Annotated in this window: 15 protein-coding genes; 11 read left to right on the forward strand and 4 right to left on the reverse strand. The window is 72.0% G+C overall.

Annotated elements, in window-relative coordinates; translation table 11 throughout:
- Window positions 1-96: 96 nt before the first annotated feature.
- From ACZ59A_RS15070 to ACZ59A_RS15100, 7 genes are all read left to right on the forward strand, one after another.
- Window positions 97-1,461 (forward strand): APC family permease, encoded by a 1,365-nt coding sequence (locus tag ACZ59A_RS15070; RefSeq protein WP_470958370.1) that lies wholly within the window; start codon window positions 97-99, stop codon window positions 1,459-1,461.
- Window positions 1,462-1,484: 23 nt separating this feature from the next.
- Complete coding sequence (locus ACZ59A_RS15075) at window positions 1,485-2,087, forward strand: TetR/AcrR family transcriptional regulator (RefSeq protein WP_470958372.1); 603 nt, start codon at window positions 1,485-1,487, stop codon at window positions 2,085-2,087.
- A 50-nt stretch (window positions 2,088-2,137) separates the two neighbouring features.
- Window positions 2,138-3,952: a flavin-containing monooxygenase gene (locus ACZ59A_RS15080; protein ID WP_470958374.1), complete on the forward strand. Its 1,815-nt coding sequence runs from the start codon at window positions 2,138-2,140 to the stop codon at window positions 3,950-3,952.
- A complete protein-coding gene (locus tag ACZ59A_RS15085) occupies window positions 3,949-5,616 on the forward strand; it encodes a hypothetical protein (RefSeq protein WP_470958377.1) in 1,668 nt (555 codons plus the stop codon). Before ACZ59A_RS15080 ends, ACZ59A_RS15085 begins: the two co-directional genes overlap by 4 nt.
- The gene (locus ACZ59A_RS15090; protein ID WP_470958380.1) at window positions 5,613-6,380 is read left to right on the forward strand and encodes an SDR family NAD(P)-dependent oxidoreductase; all 768 of its coding nucleotides are present in this window, start codon (window positions 5,613-5,615) and stop codon (window positions 6,378-6,380) included. The genes ACZ59A_RS15085 and ACZ59A_RS15090 overlap by 4 nt, the downstream gene beginning before the upstream one ends.
- Window positions 6,381-6,565: 185 nt before the next feature.
- Window positions 6,566-7,219, forward strand: coding sequence for a TetR/AcrR family transcriptional regulator (locus ACZ59A_RS15095; RefSeq protein ID WP_470958383.1), 654 nt, complete (start codon window positions 6,566-6,568; stop codon window positions 7,217-7,219).
- 115 nt (window positions 7,220-7,334) lie between these two features.
- The gene (locus ACZ59A_RS15100) at window positions 7,335-7,727 is read left to right on the forward strand and encodes an ArsR/SmtB family transcription factor (protein ID WP_470958386.1); all 393 of its coding nucleotides are present in this window, start codon (window positions 7,335-7,337) and stop codon (window positions 7,725-7,727) included.
- Here ACZ59A_RS15100 and ACZ59A_RS15105 read toward each other — a convergent pair.
- Together ACZ59A_RS15105 and ACZ59A_RS15110 are read right to left on the reverse strand one after the other, a co-directional pair.
- Window positions 7,700-8,935 (reverse strand): cytochrome P450, encoded by a 1,236-nt coding sequence (locus ACZ59A_RS15105; protein WP_470958389.1) that lies wholly within the window; start codon window positions 8,933-8,935, stop codon window positions 7,700-7,702. The genes ACZ59A_RS15100 and ACZ59A_RS15105 overlap by 28 nt on opposite strands.
- 44 nt (window positions 8,936-8,979) lie before the next feature.
- The gene (locus ACZ59A_RS15110; protein ID WP_470958392.1) at window positions 8,980-10,452 is read right to left on the reverse strand and encodes an MFS transporter; all 1,473 of its coding nucleotides are present in this window, start codon (window positions 10,450-10,452) and stop codon (window positions 8,980-8,982) included.
- 176 nt (window positions 10,453-10,628) lie between these two features.
- Here ACZ59A_RS15110 and ACZ59A_RS15115 point away from each other — a divergent pair, with 176 nt between their 5' ends.
- The 3 genes from ACZ59A_RS15115 to ACZ59A_RS15125 are packed head-to-tail and all read left to right on the forward strand — an operon-like array spanning window position 10,629 to window position 13,290.
- Window positions 10,629-10,829 (forward strand): ferredoxin, encoded by a 201-nt coding sequence (locus tag ACZ59A_RS15115; protein ID WP_470958393.1) that lies wholly within the window; start codon window positions 10,629-10,631, stop codon window positions 10,827-10,829.
- A complete protein-coding gene (locus ACZ59A_RS15120; protein WP_470958394.1) occupies window positions 10,826-12,019 on the forward strand; it encodes an NAD(P)/FAD-dependent oxidoreductase in 1,194 nt (397 codons plus the stop codon). Before ACZ59A_RS15115 ends, ACZ59A_RS15120 begins: the two co-directional genes overlap by 4 nt.
- Window positions 12,016-13,290 (forward strand): cytochrome P450, encoded by a 1,275-nt coding sequence (locus ACZ59A_RS15125; protein WP_470958396.1) that lies wholly within the window; start codon window positions 12,016-12,018, stop codon window positions 13,288-13,290. The genes ACZ59A_RS15120 and ACZ59A_RS15125 overlap by 4 nt, the downstream gene beginning before the upstream one ends.
- Here ACZ59A_RS15125 and ACZ59A_RS15130 read toward each other — a convergent pair.
- Window positions 13,257-13,763: a hypothetical protein gene (locus ACZ59A_RS15130; RefSeq protein WP_470958399.1), complete on the reverse strand. Its 507-nt coding sequence runs from the start codon at window positions 13,761-13,763 to the stop codon at window positions 13,257-13,259. The genes ACZ59A_RS15125 and ACZ59A_RS15130 overlap by 34 nt on opposite strands.
- A 388-nt stretch (window positions 13,764-14,151) precedes the next feature.
- Between ACZ59A_RS15130 and ACZ59A_RS15135 the strand changes: the two genes are divergently transcribed.
- On the forward strand, window positions 14,152-18,006 hold the full coding sequence (locus ACZ59A_RS15135; RefSeq protein WP_470958400.1) for an nSTAND1 domain-containing NTPase: 3,855 nt from the start codon (window positions 14,152-14,154) through the stop codon (window positions 18,004-18,006).
- On the opposite strand, the gene ACZ59A_RS15140 is transcribed toward ACZ59A_RS15135, so the two are convergent.
- Window positions 18,003-18,902, reverse strand: a complete 900-nt coding sequence (locus ACZ59A_RS15140) for a hypothetical protein (protein ID WP_470958403.1) — start codon at window positions 18,900-18,902, stop codon at window positions 18,003-18,005. The genes ACZ59A_RS15135 and ACZ59A_RS15140 overlap by 4 nt on opposite strands.
- Window positions 18,903-19,018 lie beyond the last annotated feature (116 nt).

Consider the following 19,018-nt stretch of genomic DNA (forward strand, 5'->3'; position numbering starts at 1 on the left):
TGAAGTGCCTCTGCCCGCGGGACGCCCGGGCATCATCCACCGGCCCGCCGGGAAGGATTCCCCTTATTCAGCGCGGAACGCCCCAGGGGAGCCGTCGTGCCCGCAGCCAGCAGCGATGCCACCGATGCGCCGGGGAGCGGGGAGGACACCCCGCTGAGACGGGTCATCGGCCCCGGACTGCTGATCCTCTTCGTGGTCGGCGACATCCTCGGCACCGGGATCTACGCCACCACCGGTCAGGTCGCGGGCAAGGTCGGCGGGGCGCTGTGGCTGCCGTTCGTCATCGGGTTCGTCGTGGCCATCCTGACGGCGGCCTCGTATGTCGAGCTGGTCGGCAAGTATCCGCAGGCGGCCGGTGCCGCGCTCTACACCCAGAAGGCGTTCAGGGTGCCGTTCCTGACGTTCATCGTCGCCTTCCTGGTCATGTGCTCGGGCCTGTCCTCGGCGAGCGCGGCGGCGCGGGCCTTCAGCGGGGACTACCTGGCCGAATTCACGGACGCGCTCCCGCCCACCCTCGTGGCGATCCTGTTCATCCTCGCCCTGGCCGCCCTCAATCTGCGGGGCGTGTCGGAGTCCGTGAAGGCCAACGTGGTGCTCACGCTCGTCGAGTTGACCGGTCTGCTCATCATTCTCGTGACCGGCGCCTGGGCGGTTCTGGCCGGGGAGGGCGATCCGTCCCGGCTCGGCGAGTTCCGGGCGGAGGGCAGCGGTTACGCACTGCTCACCAGCGTGCTGGGGGCGACGGCCCTCGGCTTCTTCGCCTTCGTCGGCTTCGAGGACTCCGTCAACATGGCCGAGGAGACCAAGGATCCCCGGCGCACCTTCCCCCGCGCCATCTTCACCGGCGTCGCCGTCACCGGCACCCTCTACGTCCTGGTCGCCCTGGTGTCCTCCCTGCTCGTCGACTACCGGGTGCTGGAGGGGTCGAGCGGCCCCCTGCTGGAGGTCGTCGAGGTCGGCGGGCTCGACTTCCCGCCCAAGCTGTTCGCGCTGATCGCCCTGTTCGCGGTCACCAACTCGGCCCTGATCAACATCATGATGGCGTCCCGCCTCTGCTACGGCATGGCGAACGAGCGCATCCTGCCGCGCGCCATGGGGCGCGTGCTCGCCGGACGCCGCACCCCGGTCGTCGGAATCGTGTTCGTTTCCCTCCTCGCCATCGGTCTGGTGTCCACCGGGGAGATCGCCGGGCTCGGCGACACCACGGCCTTCCTGCTCCTGTGCGTGTTCGTCATCGTCAACATCGCCGTGCTCGTGCTGCGCCGCGACCGCGTCGAACACCGGCACTTCCGCACCCCGACCGCGCTGCCGGTGCTGGGCGCCGTCACGGCCCTGGTGCTGGCCAGCCCGCTGGCCGACCGGCCCGCACACGTGTACATCAGGGCAGGCGTGCTCCTGGCGATCGGCATCGGGCTGTGGGGGCTCAACAAGGCGGTGATGAAGGCGCACGGCGAGGCGTGAGCCGGTGACGTACGGTCTGCGGAGTGACGAACCAGCGAAAGCCACGGGGTCCGTACCGCAAGAGCGCGGAACGGCGGGAACAGATCCTCCAGGCCGCCTACGAGGCCATCGACGAGCACGGGGAGCGGGCCTCCCTGCAGGACATCGCCGCCCGGGTCGGGGTGACGCAGCCCGCGCTGACGTACTACTTCCCCACGCGCGATGACCTGCTCCTCGCGGTCCTGGAGCGGCGGGACGTGCTGGGCAAGGCGTTCGCCCGGGCCGCCGGGGACGACGAGACCGTGATCGACGGCCTGGTGGCGGGCACCCGCCTCATCACCGACCACCCCGGGGTGGCGAAGCTGTACGTCGCCCTCTCGGCGGCGGCCACCGATCCGGAGAGCCCCGTGCACAGCCACTTCGCCGAGCGCTACCGGGGCCTGGCGGCCGAGGCCACGGAGGAATTCGAGGAGGGGCAGCGGACCGGCGAGATCCGCACCGACGCACCGGCTGACCACCTGGCCAGGGTGGTGCTGGCGGTGATGGACGGTCTGCAGCTCCAGTGGATGCACGACCCCACGGTGGACATCGCCGCCATCGCCGAGACGTTCGCGCGGATGCTGGTGCCTCCAGCCGCCGACCAATAAATTTTTGGGGTGATAGATTTTCGGTGTCCGCTACCGGAAGGGGGACGCCGATGTCCGCCACCCCGCTCCGTCCGCCGCAAGACCTCGATTTCGATCCCGAGGTCTTACGGGCCCGCTACCGCGCCGAGCGCGAGCGCCGCATCCGCCCCGACGGCAGTGCCCAATACCGGGGCATGGGGGGCGAGTTCGGCTACTACGCCGACGACCCCTACGTCGATCCCGGGTTCACACGAGAGCCGTTGCACGACCGCGTGGAGGTGGCGATCGTCGGTGGCGGCTTCGGCGGCCTGCTGGCCGCCGCGCGGCTGCGGCAGGCGGGCGTGGAGTCGATCCGGGTGATCGACAAGGGCGGAGACTTCGGCGGCACCTGGTACTGGAACCGCTACCCGGGCATCCACTGCGACATCGAGTCGTACATCTACATGCCCCTGCTGGAAGAGGTCGGCTACGTCCCCAAGTGGCGCTACGCCCCGGGCGAGGAGATCCGGCAGCACGCGCGGGCCATCGCGCGCCACTTCGGCCTCTACGACGACGCCTGCTTCCAGACCCAGGTGACCGAACTCCGCTGGGACGACGCCCAGTTGGAGTGGACGGTGGCCACCGATCGCGGCGACCGCATACGGGCCCGCTATGTGATCACCTCCACCGGCACCCTGAGCCAGGCCAAGCTCCCCGGCATCCCCGGCATCGAGACCTACCGGGGCCACACCTTCCACACCAGCCGCTGGGACTACGACTACACCGGCGGCGACGCGAGCGGCGGACTGCACAAGCTCGCCGACAAGCGCGTCGCGCTCATCGGCACCGGCGCCACCGCGATCCAGGTCGTGCCCCACCTCGGGGAGGACGCCGAGCACCTGTACGTCTTCCAGCGCACGCCCTCCTCCGTCGACCTGCGCGACAACCGCCCCACCGACCCCGCGTGGGCGGAGTCGCTCCGGCCGGGCTGGCAGCGGCGCCGCATGGACAACTTCCTGAAGGTCGTCACCGGCGTGCGTGCGGACGAGGACCTGGTGAACGACTCCTGGACCAGCAGCGCCCGGCTCCAGGAGAAGCTCATCCCGACCAACGCCTACGCGGACGTCCCGTCCGAGGACCGGGAACGGCTGTACGAGATAGCCGACTTCCAGAAGATGAACGAGATCCGCGAGCGCGTCGAGGCAATCGTCGAGGACCCGGCCACGGCCGAGGCGCTCAAGCCCTGGTACCGCTACATGTGCAAGCGGCCCACGTTCAGCGACAGCTATCTCCAGACCTTCAACCGGCCGGACGTCACCCTGGTGGACACGGCCGACACCCACGGCGTGGAGCGGATGACGGAGACCGGAGTCGTGGTCGGCGGCACCGCGTACGAGGTGGACTGCGTCATCTTCGCGACCGGCTTCGAGGTGGGGGTCTCCGGGATCCTCTCCGGGCGGCTGCCGGTGTACGGCAGGGGAGGCGTGCCGCTCAACGAGGCATGGGCGGAGGGCCCGAAGACGCTCCACGGCTTCTCCACCCACGGCTTCCCCAACCTCTTCCAGCTGGGCCCGCTGCAGAACGCGTCCTCCGTGAACTTCGTCCACGTCCTGGACGAACAGGCGCAGCACGTCGCCGAGATGGTCACCGAGGCCCACAAGCGCCGGGCCCGGTACGTCGAACCCACCTCCGCGGCGCAGGACGCGTGGCTGGCCGCCCTCGCGGACAACGCGCCCGACCTGCAGGCGTTCCAGGCGGAGTGCACCCCGGGCTACTACAACAACGAGGGCAGCCCCCGGAAGCGCAACGCCTACGCCGACGGGCCGGTGGCCTTCCACGACCTGCTCCGCCACTGGCGCGCGAACGGCGGCATGGACGACGTACTGGTCGGGACGGAGGACGCGTGACCACACCGCGCCACAACCGGTTCGGCGACACGGCTGTCTCCGGCTCGCGCCTGCGTGCCCGGCGGCTCAACCCGCCGAGCCCGCTGTGGGGTTCGAACGGTGTCGCCTTCGGCCCCGACGGGCGGCTGTACGTCGCCCAGTACCTCGCCGGGCAGATCAGCGCCGTCGACCCCGCCACCGGGGACGTCGAGGTGGTCGTGCCGATGGACGACCTGGTGCAGTCGCCGGACGACCTCGCCTTCGGCGCGGACGGCTCGATGTACATCGCCGACCTGATCCCCGGCCGGGTGTGGCGGCGCAGCCCGCAGGGCGCGTACACCCTGGTCTCGGACGAGGTGAAGGTGGTCAACGGCATCACCTGCGTCGGGGACCGGCTCTTCGTCAACGAGATGCGGCCCGGCGGCCGACTGCTGGAGCTGTTCCCGGACGGTGGCGGGGCCGAGGTGCTCACCGAAGGGCTCGCCCTCGGCAATGCCATGCAGCTCGGCCCGGACGGCCTGCTGTACTACCCGCACATGATGACGAACCAGGTCTGGCGGATCCCGCCGGACGGCGGTGTGCCCGAGGTGGTCGCCGAGGACGTGCACCAACCGGTCGCGGTCCGCTTCGACCGGGGCGGTGTGCTGCACGTGCTGTCGCGCGGGGTCGAAGGCATCGTCACCCGGATCGACCTGCAAGGATCCGGCTCCCGCACGCTGGTCACCAGCGGCCTGGTGGGGCTGGACAACGCGGCGTTCGACGCGGAGAACCGCATGTTCGTCTCCAGCTACGCCAGCGGCGGCATCACCGAACTGCACCCCGACGGCCGCACCCGGGAGATCGTCCCCCGCGGCCTCGACGGCCCCTACGGTGTGACGGTCGACCTCGGCGGCACGGTGTACGCCGCCGACCACTACCGGCTGGCGAGCCCGGCGCTCACCGACGAGGGCGATCCGGTCGCCGCCGACGGGGCGGGCGAAGCGGGCGGCGTCACCTCGCTCACCCTGATGCCCTTCGCCCACGGCGTGACCAACGCGGGCGGATTCGTGCACTTCACGTCGCAGTACGGCGACGTCCACACCCACGACCCCGACCGCCGGACCACGCGGCAACGGGTGACGGGCCTGAACGAGCCGGTCGGCATCACCGTGGGCCCGGACGGCTCACTCGTCGTGGCGGAGGCGGGCGCCGGGCGCGTCGTGTCCATCGACGACGGCGACACCGTCACCGTCCTCGCCGAAGGGCTCGGCCACCCGGTGGACGTGGCCTTCGACGTCCAGGGCCGGTGCCATGTGAGCGACGACCGGCTCGGCGCCGTCCTGCGGATCGGCGAGGACGGGGCGACGGCGGTCGTCGCGGACGGACTCGGCACGCCCCAGGGGCTGGCGGTCCTCGGCGACACGCTGTTCACGGTGGAGACCGGGCCGCGCAAGCTGACCGCGATCTCTCTGAGCACGGGGGAGCGCCGCACCGAGGCCGAGGACCTGCCGGTCGGACAGCCCCCGGGCGTCGCTCCCCGGACCGTGCCCGCGCTCTTCGCCCACGGGATGGTCGGCGCTCCCCGCCCGTTCGCCGGACTCGCCACCGGCCCGGACGGCTCCCTCCTGCTCTCGGCCAACGGTGAGGGCACCGTATGGCAGCTGAAACCTGACGCGCCCGACACAGGGAAGAGGTGGGTCGTATGACCGGTACGGGTCTTGAGGGCCGCGGTGTCGTCGTCACCGGCGCCGCGTCCGGAATCGGCAGGGCCGCGGCCCTGAAGTTCGCGCGGGAAGGCGCGAAGGTGCTGGTCGCGGACCTCGACCGGGCGGGTGCCCATGAGACCGTGGGAGAGATCGAGTCCGCCGGGGGAAGCGCCCTGGCGGTCGTCGGCGACCTGAGCGATCAGCAGGTGGTGGACGACGTGGCCGGGCGGGCCGTCGATGCCTTCGGCGGCGTGGACGTCCTGGTGAACAACGCCGGGATCATGGACCGCATGTCCGCGCTCGGCGAGACCGGCGACGCCGAGTGGGAACGGGTCATCCGGATCAACCTGACCGCGCCGTTCCTGCTGACCCGCGCGGTGCTGCCGCACATGCTCGACGCCGGACGCGGGTCGATCGTCTTCACGGCCTCCGAGGCCAGTCTGCGCGGCAGCACGGCGGGCGCCGCGTACACCGCCGCCAAGCACGGCATCGTCGGCCTGGTGAAGAACCTGGCCGTCCTGTACCGGGGGCAGGGCATCCGCGCCAACGCCGTCGCCCCCGGCCCCACCATGACCAGCATCCGGGTGGACGCCGCCGAGGAGGCCCACGGACCTACCGTCATAGGCCCGTTGAGCGGCGCCACCATGGGCCGGTACGGGTCGGCGGAGGAGCAGGCGGCCGCCATCGTCTTCCTGGCCTCCGACGCCGCGTCCTTCGTCAACGGCGCGGTCCTCCCGGTGGACGACGCCTGGGCCGCCGTCTGAGGGCAGGTGCGGGCGGTGTCCCGCCGCCGGGCGGTGAAGGGACGGGACAACCGACGATTGTCCGGGTCGGCCGTGTGATTGCGTACGCTTTCCTCGTTCGACCTCGCCGACCCGGTCGAGGATCCGCGGTGGCCTGGGGGACGGGCCCCCGCGGACCAGCGTGATGTCCCGAAGTGGTGGTGGCGATGACCGGCAGGGTGCGGCGGGACGAGCAGGTCAGCGCGACGCGGGAAGCGCTCCTGGAGGCGGCGGAGCGGCTGTTCGCCGAGCACGGGGTGCACTCGGTCGCCAACCGCCAGATCAGCCTGGCCGCGGGGCAGGGCAACAACGCCGCGGTCAGCTATCACTTCGGCACCAAGAACGACCTGGTGCGCGCCATCGCCCGCAGGCACGCCGAGAAGATGGAGACCGGCCGTCTGCGCATGATGGACGGCATCGGCGACTCCACCGATCTGCGGGACTGGGTGGCCTGCGCGGTCCGCCCGGTCACCGGGCATCTGGAGGCCCTGGGCGCCCCCAGCTGGTACGCCCGGTTCATCGCCCAGGTCACGGCCGACCCGGCGCTGCGTGCGATCACGGTCGAGGAGTTCGCGGCCGGATCGCCCTCCATGCAGAGGCTGCAGGACGGTCTGGAGCGCTGCCTGCCCGACCTTCCGGCCGAGGTGCATGCCGAGCGCGCCGCCATGACACGCCACCTGATCACGCAGATGGCCGCGGAACGGGAGCGGGCGCTCGCTGACAACACGCCGACGTCGAGGGCCAGTTGGCGAGAGACGGCGAACGGTCTGATCGATGTCATCGTCGCCCTCTGGCTGGCGCCGGTCACGGCCGATTCATAGCCTCAGATGTTCAATGAAAATCGAACAGTGGCGCGGTAAGATACGCATCGAACACTGAGCAAGCGGCCGGGACACCTCGCGGTGTCCCGGCGGGCGGCGCATGGCGGGAGAGGGCATGGCGAAACAGGCTGCGGGAGGCGGACACCGCGCCGCACCGGTCCATACCGATCCGGGCGAGGTGTCCGTCCTGACCGCGCTGTCCGCGCTCGCCGATCCGGTGCGCATCCAGCTGATCCGCGAGCTGGCGGGCTCCCCCGTCTGGACGCGCAGCTGCGGCGGCTTCGACGTACCGGTCGGCAAGGCCGCGCTCAGCCACCACTTCTCGGTCCTGCGCGGCGCCGGTCTGGTGGAACAGCGTGACGAGGGGCCCAAGCGGGTCAACCGGCTGCGCCGCGAGGAGTTCGACGCGCGCTTCCCCGGGCTGCTCGACCTGATCCTCCGGCCCGATTCCGCAGCTGCCGCCGATGCCGCGAGCAGTGCTTACGACCAGGCCACCGGTAGTTCGTAGACGCCGTAGACCACGCCGTCGTCCTTGAACGGGATCTTCTCCAGCCCGGTGGCCCGGCGCAGAGTGGGGACGCGGCGGAAGAGGGTGCGGTAGGCGACCTGGAGCTCCAGCCGGGCCAGTGGCTGGCCCAGGCACTGGTGGACGCCGAAGCCGAAGGCCATGTGGCGGCGGGCGTCGCGGTGGATGTCGAGCCGTTCGGGGTCGGGGAAGACCTCGTGGTCCCAGTTGCCGGTGGCGCCGGGGATGATGACACCTTCCCCGGCGCGGATGAGCTGTCCGCCGATCTCGATGTCCTCCAGCGCGAGGCGGCGCTGTCCGTTGTGGACGATGGTCAGGTAGCGCAGCATCTCCTCCACCGCGCCCGCGAGGACCTTCGGGTCGTCGGTGTCGCGGACGGTGGCGAGCTGGTCGGGGTGTTCGAGGAGGGCGAGGACACCCAGGGCGATCATGTTGGCGGTGGTCTCGTGCCCGGCGCCGAGCAGCAGCAGACCCAGCATGGCGGCCTCGTGGCGGGTGAGGTCACCGGTTTTGGTGCGGGCGGCCAGGTCGGAGAGCAGGTCGTCGGCCGGGTCGGTGAGTTTCGCCTGAAGCTGCTCGTCCAGGTAGGCCAGGAGCGCGCGGCTGGCGGCCCGTGTCTCCTCGGGTGAGGCGTCCCGGCGGACCCCCACCGCGCTCTTGCTCTGGAAGAAGGCGTGGTCCTCGTACGGGACGCCGAGCAGTTCGCAGATCACCAGCGACGGCAGCGGCAGCGCGAGGGCCGTCACCAGGTCGGCGGGCTGCGGCCCGGCCAGCATGGTGTCGAGGAAGCCGTCGGTCATCTTCTGGACGGCGGGCCGCATGGCCTCGATGCGCTTGATGACGAAGGGGGCGGTGACCATCCGGCGGATCCGGGTGTGTTCCGGGTCGTCCATGTGGAGGAAGGATGGCGGGTTCTTGGAAAGGGCCTCCTGGAACGCCGCGCTCATGTGGGGGAAGCCCGGGCGGGTGGGGTCGACGCTGAGGCGCTGGTCGCCGTACAGGGTCCGCTGGTCGGCGTGGCGGGTGACGAGCCAGGGCGTGCTGCCGTCCCACAGCCGGACCCGGGAGACGGGCCGCTCGTCGTGCAGTCGCATCATCTCCGGGGGCGGGGCGAACGGACACCCGGCCGCCCGGGGCATCGGGAACTCGGGTACGTCCTCGTGCGGGGTGTGGTCAAGGGTGTTGGTCATGGCACTCCTCATCGGGGGATACGGGATCGGGGATACGGGGTCGCTTACGCGACAAGGCGGGAGTCGGGTGCTTCGGCGTGGGATGCGGGCGCGGCGGTGCGCGGGCGCCGGCCGGGCAGGAACGAGGCCAGGGCGAGGGCGAGGAGGGAGGCGCCGCAGCCGATGGCCATGACCACCTTGAAGCTGTTCTCGGAGGGCAGGGCGTGCCCGGCGAAGTCGGTGGTCATGGAGGCGAGGATGACGCCGGAGGCGGCGCTCGCGACGGAGGTGCCGATGGCCCGTAGCAGGGTGTTGAGGCTGTTGGCGGCGGCGGTCTCGGAGACCGGCACGGCGCCCATGATGAGCATCGGCAGGGCCCCGTAGGCGAAGCCGATACCGGCGCCGACGATGCAGGAGACCAGGATGAGCTGCCAGATCTCGCTCATCATCACGATGTTCAGCGCGTAGCCGAGGGCGACGGTGACGGCACCGGCCATCAGCGTCACCTTCGGCCCCTTGGCCTTGGACACGGCCGCGGACAGCGGGGCCATGGCCATGACGACCAGGCCCTGCGGGGCCAGCACCAGGCCCACGGTCAGCAGGTCCTGGCCCAGGCCGTAGCCGGTCTGCTCGGGAAGCTGCACGATCTGCGGGACGATCAGCTGGAGCGCGAACAGGGAGAAGCCGAACGCCAGCCCGGCGAGGTTGGCGAACAGCACCTGCGGCCGGACGGTGGTGCGCAGGTCCACCAGCGGCTGGGCGGTGCGCAGTTCGAAGAAGCCCCAGCCCGCCAGGACCGCCAGGGCCGCGGCGAACAGGCCGAGGGTGGTGCCGCTGCTCCAGCCCCAGTCGGCGCCCTTGGAGATGGCCAGCAGCAGACAGACCAGACCGGCCGCCATCCCGAGGGCGCCGAGCAGGTCGAAGCGCCCGCCGGTGCGCACCTTCGACTCGGGTACGAGCGTCAGGACCAGCGCGACGGCGGCGGCTCCCAGGGCGGCGGAGGCCCAGAACAGCGCGTGCCAGTCGAAGTTGTCGGCGACGAAGGCGGCGATGGGCAGGCCGAGCGCGCCGCCGATGCCGAGGGAGGCGCTCATCAGGGCGGTGGCCGAACCGAGGCGTTCGGCGGGCAGCTCGTCGCGCATGATGCTGATGCCGAGCGGGATGACCCCGGACGACAGGCCCTGGAGGACGCGTCCGACGATCATCGGGGTCAGGGAGTCGCTGAGCGCGACGGCGACCGAGCCGATCGCCAGCGTGCCGAGGCTGAGCACGAGCATGCGGCGCTTGCCGTACATATCGCCCAGGCGCCCGGCGATGGGGGTGGCGACGGAGGCGGCGAGCAGGGTGGCGGTGACGGCCCAGACGGTGTCCGCGGGCGCGGCGTGCAGCAGCTTCGGGAGTTCCGGGACGATCGGGATCACCAGGGTCTGTATCAGTGAGACCACGATCCCGGCGAACGCCAGCACAGCCACGATGACGTTCGGATTCGGCGGGGTGGACCCCGTGGTGTCGGTGGGCCGGGTGGTGGCGTCGGACATGAGTGCGCTCCGTTTAAATCAAGTGATTGATTTAAATTTAGCGAAGAACGGAGGAGTGTCAAGGGGGGTGGCTCGATCAAGGGGGTCGCTCAAGATCGTTTAAATCGCCCGCTTGACTTATTTAAATCATCGGGTTTACTTATGTGGGTCAACGGATCAACGAAGGAGCATTGGCGATGAAGGTCACTGTGGATGACGAGAAGTGCTGCGCGGCGGGCACCTGCGTCATGATCGCGCCGGAGGTGTTCGACCAGCGCGAGGAGGACGGCATCGTCATCCTGCTCGACGCGGCACCCTCCGAGGACCAGCACGACGCGGTGCGTGAATGCGTGCAGGTATGCCCCGCGGGCGCGATCCACGTGAGCGAAGACGCATGAGCGCTCCCGCCGGCGTGCTGGTGGTCGGGGCCTCAGCGGGCGGGCTCTCCACCGCGGAGGCCCTGCGGCGCAAGGGGTTCCAGGGCACCGTGACCGTGCTGGGCGCCGAGCCGCACCAGCCCTACGACCGGCCCCCGCTGTCCAAGCAGGTCCTCTCCGGCGCCTGGGAGCCGGACCGTGCCCTGCTGCGCCAGCCGGACCAGCTGTCCGCGCTGGACGCGGAGTTCGTGTTGGGTGACGCGGCGGTCAGCCTGGACGCGGAGGCACGTACCGTCCACACGGCGTCGGGGCGGGTGCTGCGGGCCGACGCGATCGTGGTGGCGACGGGTCTGCGACCCCGTACGCTCCCCGGACAGGACGGTCTGGCCGGGGTCCATGTGCTGCGCACGCTCGACGACGCCTTGGCGCTACGGGCGGACCTGCCGACCGCCTCGCGTGTCGTGGTGGTGGGGGACGGGGTGCTCGGCACGGAAATCGCCGCCACCGCACGCACCATGGGGGCCTCGGTCACCCTGGCCGGACCCCAGTCCGCGCCGCTGGAGAGCCAGTTCGGCCCCCTGGTGGCCGGGCAGCTCGCCGCGCTGCATGCCGACCGCGGCGTCGACCTGCGGCTCGGCGCCGGGGTCACCGGCCTGGCCGAGGGGAACGGACACGTTACGGGAGTGCACCTGGCCACCGGCGAGGTGCTGCCCGCCGACCTGGTCGTGGTGGCCTTCGGCGCCGCCCCCGTGACGGACTGGCTCGCGGGCAGTGGCCTCAAGGTGGACAACGGAGTGGTGTGCGACTCCTGCTGCCGTGCCGCCGACGGCGTCTACGCGGTCGGGGACGTGGCCCGCTGGCACCACGAGGGTCTGGGCACCCTGACGCGCCTGGAGAACCGCACCAACGCCGCCGAGCAGGCGGGCCACGTGGCCGCCGCCATCCTCGGCGAGGACCGTCCCTACACCCCGGTTCCGTACGTCTGGACCGACCAGTTCGACGTCAAGATCCAGGTGTACGGCGTGCTGTCGGCCGACGCCGAAGTGACCGTCGTGGAGGGGGACATGGCGGAAGGCCGGTTCGTCGCACGGTACCGCCGCGACGGCGCCACGACCGGCGTACTCGGCTGGCGCATGCCCAAGCAGACCCGGCTGCGCCGACAGGAAGTCGTCGACGCGTTCCAGGAATCCCTCAGTGGAGGCACGCCATGACCAGCACGGCGAACGAGTCCGCGGAGCCCGCCGCACTCCCGGAATTCCCCATGCCCAGGGCGGAAGGGTGCCCCTTCGACCCGCCCCCGGCGTTCCACGCGCTGCGGGACGAAGGGCCGCTCACCCGGGTCCGGCTGCAGGACGGCAGCACCCCGTGGGTGGTGACCCGGTACGCCGAGCAGCGGACACTGCTGGCGGACCCGAGGCTCAGCGTCGTCCCCGCCCTCCCCGGTTTCCCGCGCCCGGAGCGGCCGCACCCCGGCGACGCCGGTGACACCGGACCCGGGAGCGGCGAGGAGGCGTCCGCCGAAGCCCACAGCCTCAGCTTCATCAACATGGACGACCCCGAACACGCCCGGCTGCGCCGCATGGTGACCGGGGCGTTCGTCGTCAAGCGGATGGAGGCCATGCGCCCGGCGGTCCAGAAGATCGTGGACGATCTGATCGACGACCTGCTGGCCGGGCCGAACCCGACGGATCTGGTCGAATCCTTCGCCCTGCCGATGCCCTCCCTGGTCATCTGCGAACTGCTCGGCGTCCCCTACGACGACCACGCCTTCTTCCAGACCAACAGCAAGGCCATCATCACCCGCTCCTCCACGCCCGAGCAGCGCGCCGACGCCCACGGCCGACTGGGCGACTACCTCGGCGGCCTGCTGGACGCCAAGCTCGCCGATCCCGGCGAGGACGTGCTGTCCGACCTGGCCGCGAAGGTCGAGGACGGTGCGCTGACCCACCGGGAAGCGACCTCGATGGCGGTCCTCCTGCTGTTCGCCGGGCACGAGACCACCGCCAACATGATCGCCCTGGGCACGCTGGCCCTGCTGGAGCACCCCGACCAGCTGTCCCGCCTCCGGGACGGCGCCGACCCGAAGTTCGTCGCGGGCGCGGTCGAGGAACTGCTGCGCTACCTGCACATCCCGCACCTCGGGATGCGCCGTGTCGCGCTGGAGGACATCGAGGTCGCCGGCCGGACCATCCGCGCGGGCGAAGGGCTGCTCCTGCTCAACGAGATGGGCAACCGGGACCCCGACGTCTTCCCCGACGGAGACCGGCTGGACCTCGACCGCGACGCCCGCCGTCACCTCACCTTCAGCTTCGGCGTGCACCAGTGTCTGGGCCAGCCGCTGGCCCGCATGGAACTCCAGGTGGTCTACAGCACCCTCTACCGGCGCGTTCCCACCCTTCACCTCGCCACCGACCTGGGCCGGATCCCCTTCAAGCACGACTCGTTCGTCTACGGGGTCCACGAACTGCCCGTGGCCTGGTGACGCCGTACGGAGAAGTAACGGCGGGCGGCCTCGCCGGACACCGTCCACAGGGCCGCCACGTCGACGCACATGACCAGGAACACCGCGAGGTTGGGCATTCCGGCGGCCAGCGAGCCGAGGAAACCGGCGCCCGTCGACAACGCCACGAGACTCAGGGACACGATGAGCACCACCCGGATCCAGGGGCGGCGTCTGCGGGCCAGGGCGACGCAGATGCCCTGAAGCACCGCCAGACCCCAGCAGATCAGCGCCACGGACCAGGCCACGCCCATCGGCATGAGCAGGTCCTGCCCGTGCTCCTGTTTGCTCTGGTTCTCCTCGACGACCGCCCAGCCGCCGATGACCGCGCCCAGCGCGTGCGCGGCCACGACCACGAGAACGAAGACGAGGGCCCCGGACATGCGCGCCGTCCCGGGCGGTTCGGACGGCGCGGGCGGAACGGCGGGGCCGGGCGGATGAGGAGAGGGCTGCATGACGGATCACCTCGTGCTTTCGTTGTCGGGTCCACTCGACGGCGACGGGGTGCCACCCTGTCGCGTGTGTGCGGGGACCGGTCCCGAGCCCTCCCCTCGCGGGGTTCGGGACCGGTCGTGGCCCGTCCTGGCCACGTCCCCCGGGTATTCGACCGCCGTACGGGGTTGTTCAGCAGGCCGTCGCCCCGCACCGAACAACTCCGCGGCGTGAACAGAACGAGCGGGCCGGGGAGAAGCGTGAAGATCGGGTGAACGCCCCTTGCCCCGCCCGCCGGTGCACCGGTAGTTCGATTGCGACCACCCCTGCGACTGCCTACCGTGGGCGCCCGGGTGGACGCGCCGGGTGATGTCCCGGCGCCGGCAAGGCGAACGAGGGGAGGGTGGGCACGTGGCGGAACGACCAGGGCCGGGGCGCACCGAGGGCGAGCTGGATCCGGAGGCCGGAACGGTGCCGCGGTTCGCCGCCGGACTGCGCGCGCTGCGCGAGTCCGCGGGAAAACCCACCTACCGGGCGATGGCGCAGCGGACCCGGTACGGGGTGACCACGCTGTCGCAGGCGGCGGCCGGGAAGCAGCTGCCCACCCGCGCGGTGGCGCTCGCCTACGTGAAGGCGTGCGGCGGCGACGTGACCGAGTGGGAGCGGCGGTGGCGCGAGGCGTCGGCCGAGCTGGCCGCCGAGGCTTCCGCCGACGAGACCTCCCGGCCCCCGTACCGCGGCCTGACCCGGTTCGAACCGGGCGACGCCGAACTGTTCTTCGGCCGCGACCGGCTCGTGGAGCGGCTGGCCGAGCTGAACCGCAAGCACCGCTTCACCGCCGTCTTCGGCCCCTCCGGCAGCGGCAAGTCCTCGCTGTTGCGCGCCGGACTGATCCCCCGGCTGCGGACCCCGCCAGACGGCTGCGGCGACGGCGACGGCCCACCCGCGGCCGTACGCATCCTCACGCCCGGCGCGGACCCGCTGCACACCCACGCCGACCGGCTCCTGCCCGTGCCCGGGGCCGACGCCGACACCTGGCTGATCGTCGACCAGTTCGAGGAGCTGTACACCCTCGGCGCCGACCCCGCCGACCGGGACACCTTCATCGACCGCCTCGTCGCCGCCACCGCCCCCGGCAGCAGGCTGCGCGTCGTCATCGCGGTGCGGGCCGACTTCCTCGGCCGCTGCGCCGAACACCCCGGCCTCACCGCCGCGCTGCAGGACGCCACGCTGCTCGCCGGGCCGATGAGCCGCGCGGAGCTGCGGGAGGCCATCGTCCGCCCGGCCGCCGCGGACGGCCTGATCGTGGAACGCTCCCTGACCGAACGCGTCCTGGACGAGGTCGAGGGCGCCCCGGGCGGACTGCCGATGATGTCGCACGCCCTGCTGGAGACCTGGCGCCACCGCAGCGGCCGCGCCCTGACCGAGACCGCGTACGAGGCGGCGGGCGGGCTGCACGGGGCCGTCGTCCGTACGGCCGAGCAGGCGTACGGTGAACTCACCGCGCCGCAGGCCGAGCTGGCCCGCCGTATCCTGCTCAGACTCGTCACGCCCGGGAGGGGGTACCCCCTGCTCGAGCGAAGCCGAGAGCTTGGGGGAGGCACCCCTGACACGCGTCGGCCCACCGCGCACGCGGAGCTCGACTTCGGCAGCCTCGCGGACACCCGAGTGGTACTGGAACGCCTGGTCCGGGCCCGCCTCATCACCTTCGACGACGGCACCGTCGACCTCGCCCACGAATCCCTCATCACCGCCTGGCCCCGGCTGCGCGCGTGGATCGACGCCGAGCGCGACCGGCTGCGCGTCCACCGCTCGCTCTCCGATGCGGCCCGCACCTGGCAGACGCTCGGCCGGGAGAACGCCGCGCTCTACGCGGGCTCCCGGCTGTCCGCGGCCCGCGACGCCTTTCCGCGCGACACCGCACCGGAGGACCGTCGCGGCGATGAACTCACCGCGCTGGAGCGGCAGTTCCTCACCACCTCGCTGCGCCGCCGCCACCGCGCCGCGCGGCTGCGCCGTACGGTGGTGGCCGTGCTCGCCGCGCTCGTGCTGCTCGCCACCGGCACCGCCGTCGTCGCCCTCCAGGCGCGCGCCACCGCGCAGGACGAACGGGACGACGCCGTGTTCGGCCGCCTCACCGCCGAGGCCGACAGCGTCCGCGACACCGACTCCGGCCTGGCCGCCCGGCTCGATGTCGCCGCGTACCGCATGCGCTCCACCCCGGACCTGCGGACCCGGCTGGCCTCGGACGCGGGCCGGGTGCTGGCCACCCGGCTGTCCGGCCACCGCGGCCTGGGCAGCTCCGTGGCGTACGCGCCCGATGGCCGCACCCTCGCCAGCGGTGGCCACGACGGCACGGTCCGGCTGTGGGACACGGACAGTGACACGGGCGGGGACAGGCCGCTGGGCGAGCCGTTGCGACTGCGTACGGGACGGGTCGGCGCGGTGGCCTTCTCCCCGCGCGGCGGCGACCTCCTGGTGGCCACCGGGAAGGGCGGCGGCATCCAGCTGTGGGACGTCTCGGACCGTTCGCGGCCCCTGCCGCTCGGCCGACCGCTGGTGAGCCACGACAAGGAGAACGTCGTCTCCGTCGCGTTCGCCCCCGACGGCCGACGGCTCGCCACCGCGGGCGACGACGGGACCGTACGGCTGTGGGACCTGAGCGACCCGGCCCGGCCCGCGCCGCTCGGCAAGCCCGCCGAGGCCGACACGCGCAGCGTGCGCGCCGTCGCGTTCGCCCCGGACGGGGACACCCTGGCCACGGGCGGTTTCGGCGGAACCGTACGGATGTGGCGGCTCGGCGAGGACGACGGGATCGCGCCGCTCGGCAAGCCGCTGCGCCAACACACCGGCTCCGTCTGGACGCTGGCCTTCTCCCCGGACGGCCGGACCCTGGCCACGGGCGGGTTCGACGAGACCGTACGGCTGTGGGACGCGTCCGACCCGGGCCATGTCCGGCCGCTGGGCGAACCGCTCACCGCGCACACCGCGCCCGTCATGTCGGTGGCCTTCAGCCCCGACGGCGAGACCCTGGCCACCGCGGGCGAGGACGACTCGCCCCTCCTGTGGAACGTGGCCAACCCCGCCTATCCGCAAGCGCTCGGGGAGCCGCTGACCGGCCACACGGAGGCCGTGTGGGAGGTGGCCTTCAGCCCGGATGGCCGTACCCTCGCCAGCACCGGCGCCGACGGCAGCGTCCGGCTGTGGCACCGGCCGCCGACCGTCCTCACCGACTTCACCAACCCGCTGACCGCCGTCGCCTACAGCCCCGACGGCCGTCTGCTCGCCGTCGCCAGCACCGACGACGGGCTGATCCGCCTGTGGGACACGCGCCGACCGGACCGCCCGCGCCGGATGCCGCGCACGCTCCGCCACGAGGACGCGGTGCTCGCCGTCGCCTTCTCCCCGGACGGCCGTACGGTGGCCAGCGGCTCGAAGGACGGCACCGTACGGCTGTGGGACGTGTCCGCGCCCGAACGCCCCGCCCCGCTCGGCGAACCGCTGGACGCACACGACGGCGGCGTTCCCGCCGTCGCGTTCTCCCCGGACGGCCACACGCTGGCCACCGGCGGGGAGGACGGCACGGTGCGCCTGTGGGACGTACGGCGGCGGGGCCGCGCACGGCCGGTCGGCGAACCGTCGCGCGGCCACACGGACGCCGTCACCTCGGTGGCCTTCGCGCCGGGCGGCCGCACCCTGGCCACCGGCAGCGAGGACGACACGGCGCGGCTGTGGCACGTGCGCGACGGGGCGCGGCCCGCGGGGGACGCCCTGACCGGGCACGACGAGCAGGTCAACGCGGTGGCCTTCGCCCCGGACGGGAGGACGCTGGCGACGGCCGGCGACGACCGCACGGTGCGGTTGTGGGACGTGGCACACGCGGATCGCGTACGCCAGGTGGGGAAGGAGCTGACCGGGCACCGCGGGCCGGTCAGGTCGGTGGCCTTCGCCCCGGACGGGAAGACGCTGGCCACGGGCAGCGGTGACCATACGGTGCGGCTGTGGGACGTGGCCGACCCAGCCCATGCCGAGATGGCCGGGCAGGAACTCACCGGCCATCTCGACACCGTCACCTCCGTCGCGTTCAGCCCGAAGGGCGACGCTCTCGCCTCCGTCGGCTACGACCTGACGGCCCGGGTGTGGACCCTGGACACCGACCGCGCGGCGGACTCCGTCTGCGCCCGCACCGACGGCGTCCTCACCCGCGCCGACTGGGCGGAACACCTGCCGCGACTCGGCTACCGGGAGGTGTGCGAGGGCTCCTAGGGGATGCTGAACTTCAGCACGGCACCGTCCTCGTTCTGCGCGACGACGGTGGCCTTCAGCGCGTCGCCGAACTTGGCCACACCGCCCTGACCGCCGAGGTTCATGATGGTGCTCGCCGTCTGGAAGGTGACGGAGCTGTCCCCCGCGGTGACATGCACGCTCAGCCCGTTCGCCGTGATGTCCGCCTCGGAGGTGATCAGCACCTCGCACGTGCCGTCCGAGCACGCGTCGGTGTTCTTGCCGTCCGCCGCCTTGGGCAGCGGGCCGGTGGGGGTGGGGTCGGGCGAGGGCGAGGCCGCCTCCTCGGTGGGCTTCCAGCCGGGGGCGCACTGCTTCGCGCGCTGGTGTGCGGCCGCGAGCTGTGAATTCTTCTTCGTCAGCGCGGGCAGGCCGGGCTTGGGCGGGGTGAGGGACTGGATGAGCTTGTCGATGTCCGCGGCACTGTCCTCGGCGTCGGTGAAGGTTGCACTCGGGGACATCTCGTCGAGCCGGGGCACGACGCGCTTCAGCTTCTTCTGCCAGGCGTCGAGCAGCCGGTCGGCCGTGGGTACGCCCGAGGGGCCGAGGCCCTTCAGGTCGTCATCCACGTCGTTCACCGCCATCTGCGCCGTGGAGAGGTAGCCGGCGGCGCGGGCTTCGGCGAACACCTCCTCGTCCGGGTCCCGGATCTCCTTCAGATCCGCCGTGCTGTCCGTCCGCAGGTTCTTCAGCGCGCGCGTCGACTCGCACATGCCGCCGACCCACTTCACCAGTTCCTTGGACGGCGGCCGCGGCGGCGTCGGCTTGGCCGACGTCTTGTCCGGCGCGTCGGCCTTGTCGTCCGTCCCGCCTCCGCAGCCGCCGAGGGCCAGTACCAGCCCGCCCGCCACCACGGCGGCGCTCCTCCTCGTGAACATCAACGACCTCTCTTCTCGCTGTGATCCCGTTGCCGTGACCGCGTTGACGCGGGCCGGGACTCCGGCACCGCAGGCCCAGTTCAACGCGGCGCGGATTGTTCAGTCACCCGGTCCGC

The sequence above is a fragment of the Streptomyces sp. NPDC040405 genome (assembly GCF_055595765.1).

Excerpts from the sequence above, each read along its gene's own strand:
- ACZ59A_RS15125 (WP_470958396.1), top strand. The coding sequence starts at position 12,016 with ATGACCAGCACGGCGAACGAGTCCGCGGAGCCCGCCGCACTCCCGGAA.
- ACZ59A_RS15140 (WP_470958403.1), bottom strand. The coding sequence starts at position 18,902 with ATGTTCACGAGGAGGAGCGCCGCCGTGGTGGCGGGCGGGCTGGTACTG.
- ACZ59A_RS15115 (WP_470958393.1), top strand. The coding sequence starts at position 10,629 with ATGAAGGTCACTGTGGATGACGAGAAGTGCTGCGCGGCGGGCACCTGC.
- ACZ59A_RS15080 (WP_470958374.1), top strand. The coding sequence starts at position 2,138 with ATGTCCGCCACCCCGCTCCGTCCGCCGCAAGACCTCGATTTCGATCCC.
- ACZ59A_RS15130 (WP_470958399.1), bottom strand. The coding sequence starts at position 13,763 with ATGCAGCCCTCTCCTCATCCGCCCGGCCCCGCCGTTCCGCCCGCGCCG.
- ACZ59A_RS15100 (WP_470958386.1), top strand. The coding sequence starts at position 7,335 with ATGGCGAAACAGGCTGCGGGAGGCGGACACCGCGCCGCACCGGTCCAT.
- ACZ59A_RS15120 (WP_470958394.1), top strand. The coding sequence starts at position 10,826 with ATGAGCGCTCCCGCCGGCGTGCTGGTGGTCGGGGCCTCAGCGGGCGGG.
- ACZ59A_RS15105 (WP_470958389.1), bottom strand. The coding sequence starts at position 8,935 with ATGACCAACACCCTTGACCACACCCCGCACGAGGACGTACCCGAGTTC.
- ACZ59A_RS15095 (WP_470958383.1), top strand. The coding sequence starts at position 6,566 with ATGACCGGCAGGGTGCGGCGGGACGAGCAGGTCAGCGCGACGCGGGAA.
- ACZ59A_RS15110 (WP_470958392.1), bottom strand. The coding sequence starts at position 10,452 with ATGTCCGACGCCACCACCCGGCCCACCGACACCACGGGGTCCACCCCG.
- ACZ59A_RS15090 (WP_470958380.1), top strand. The coding sequence starts at position 5,613 with ATGACCGGTACGGGTCTTGAGGGCCGCGGTGTCGTCGTCACCGGCGCC.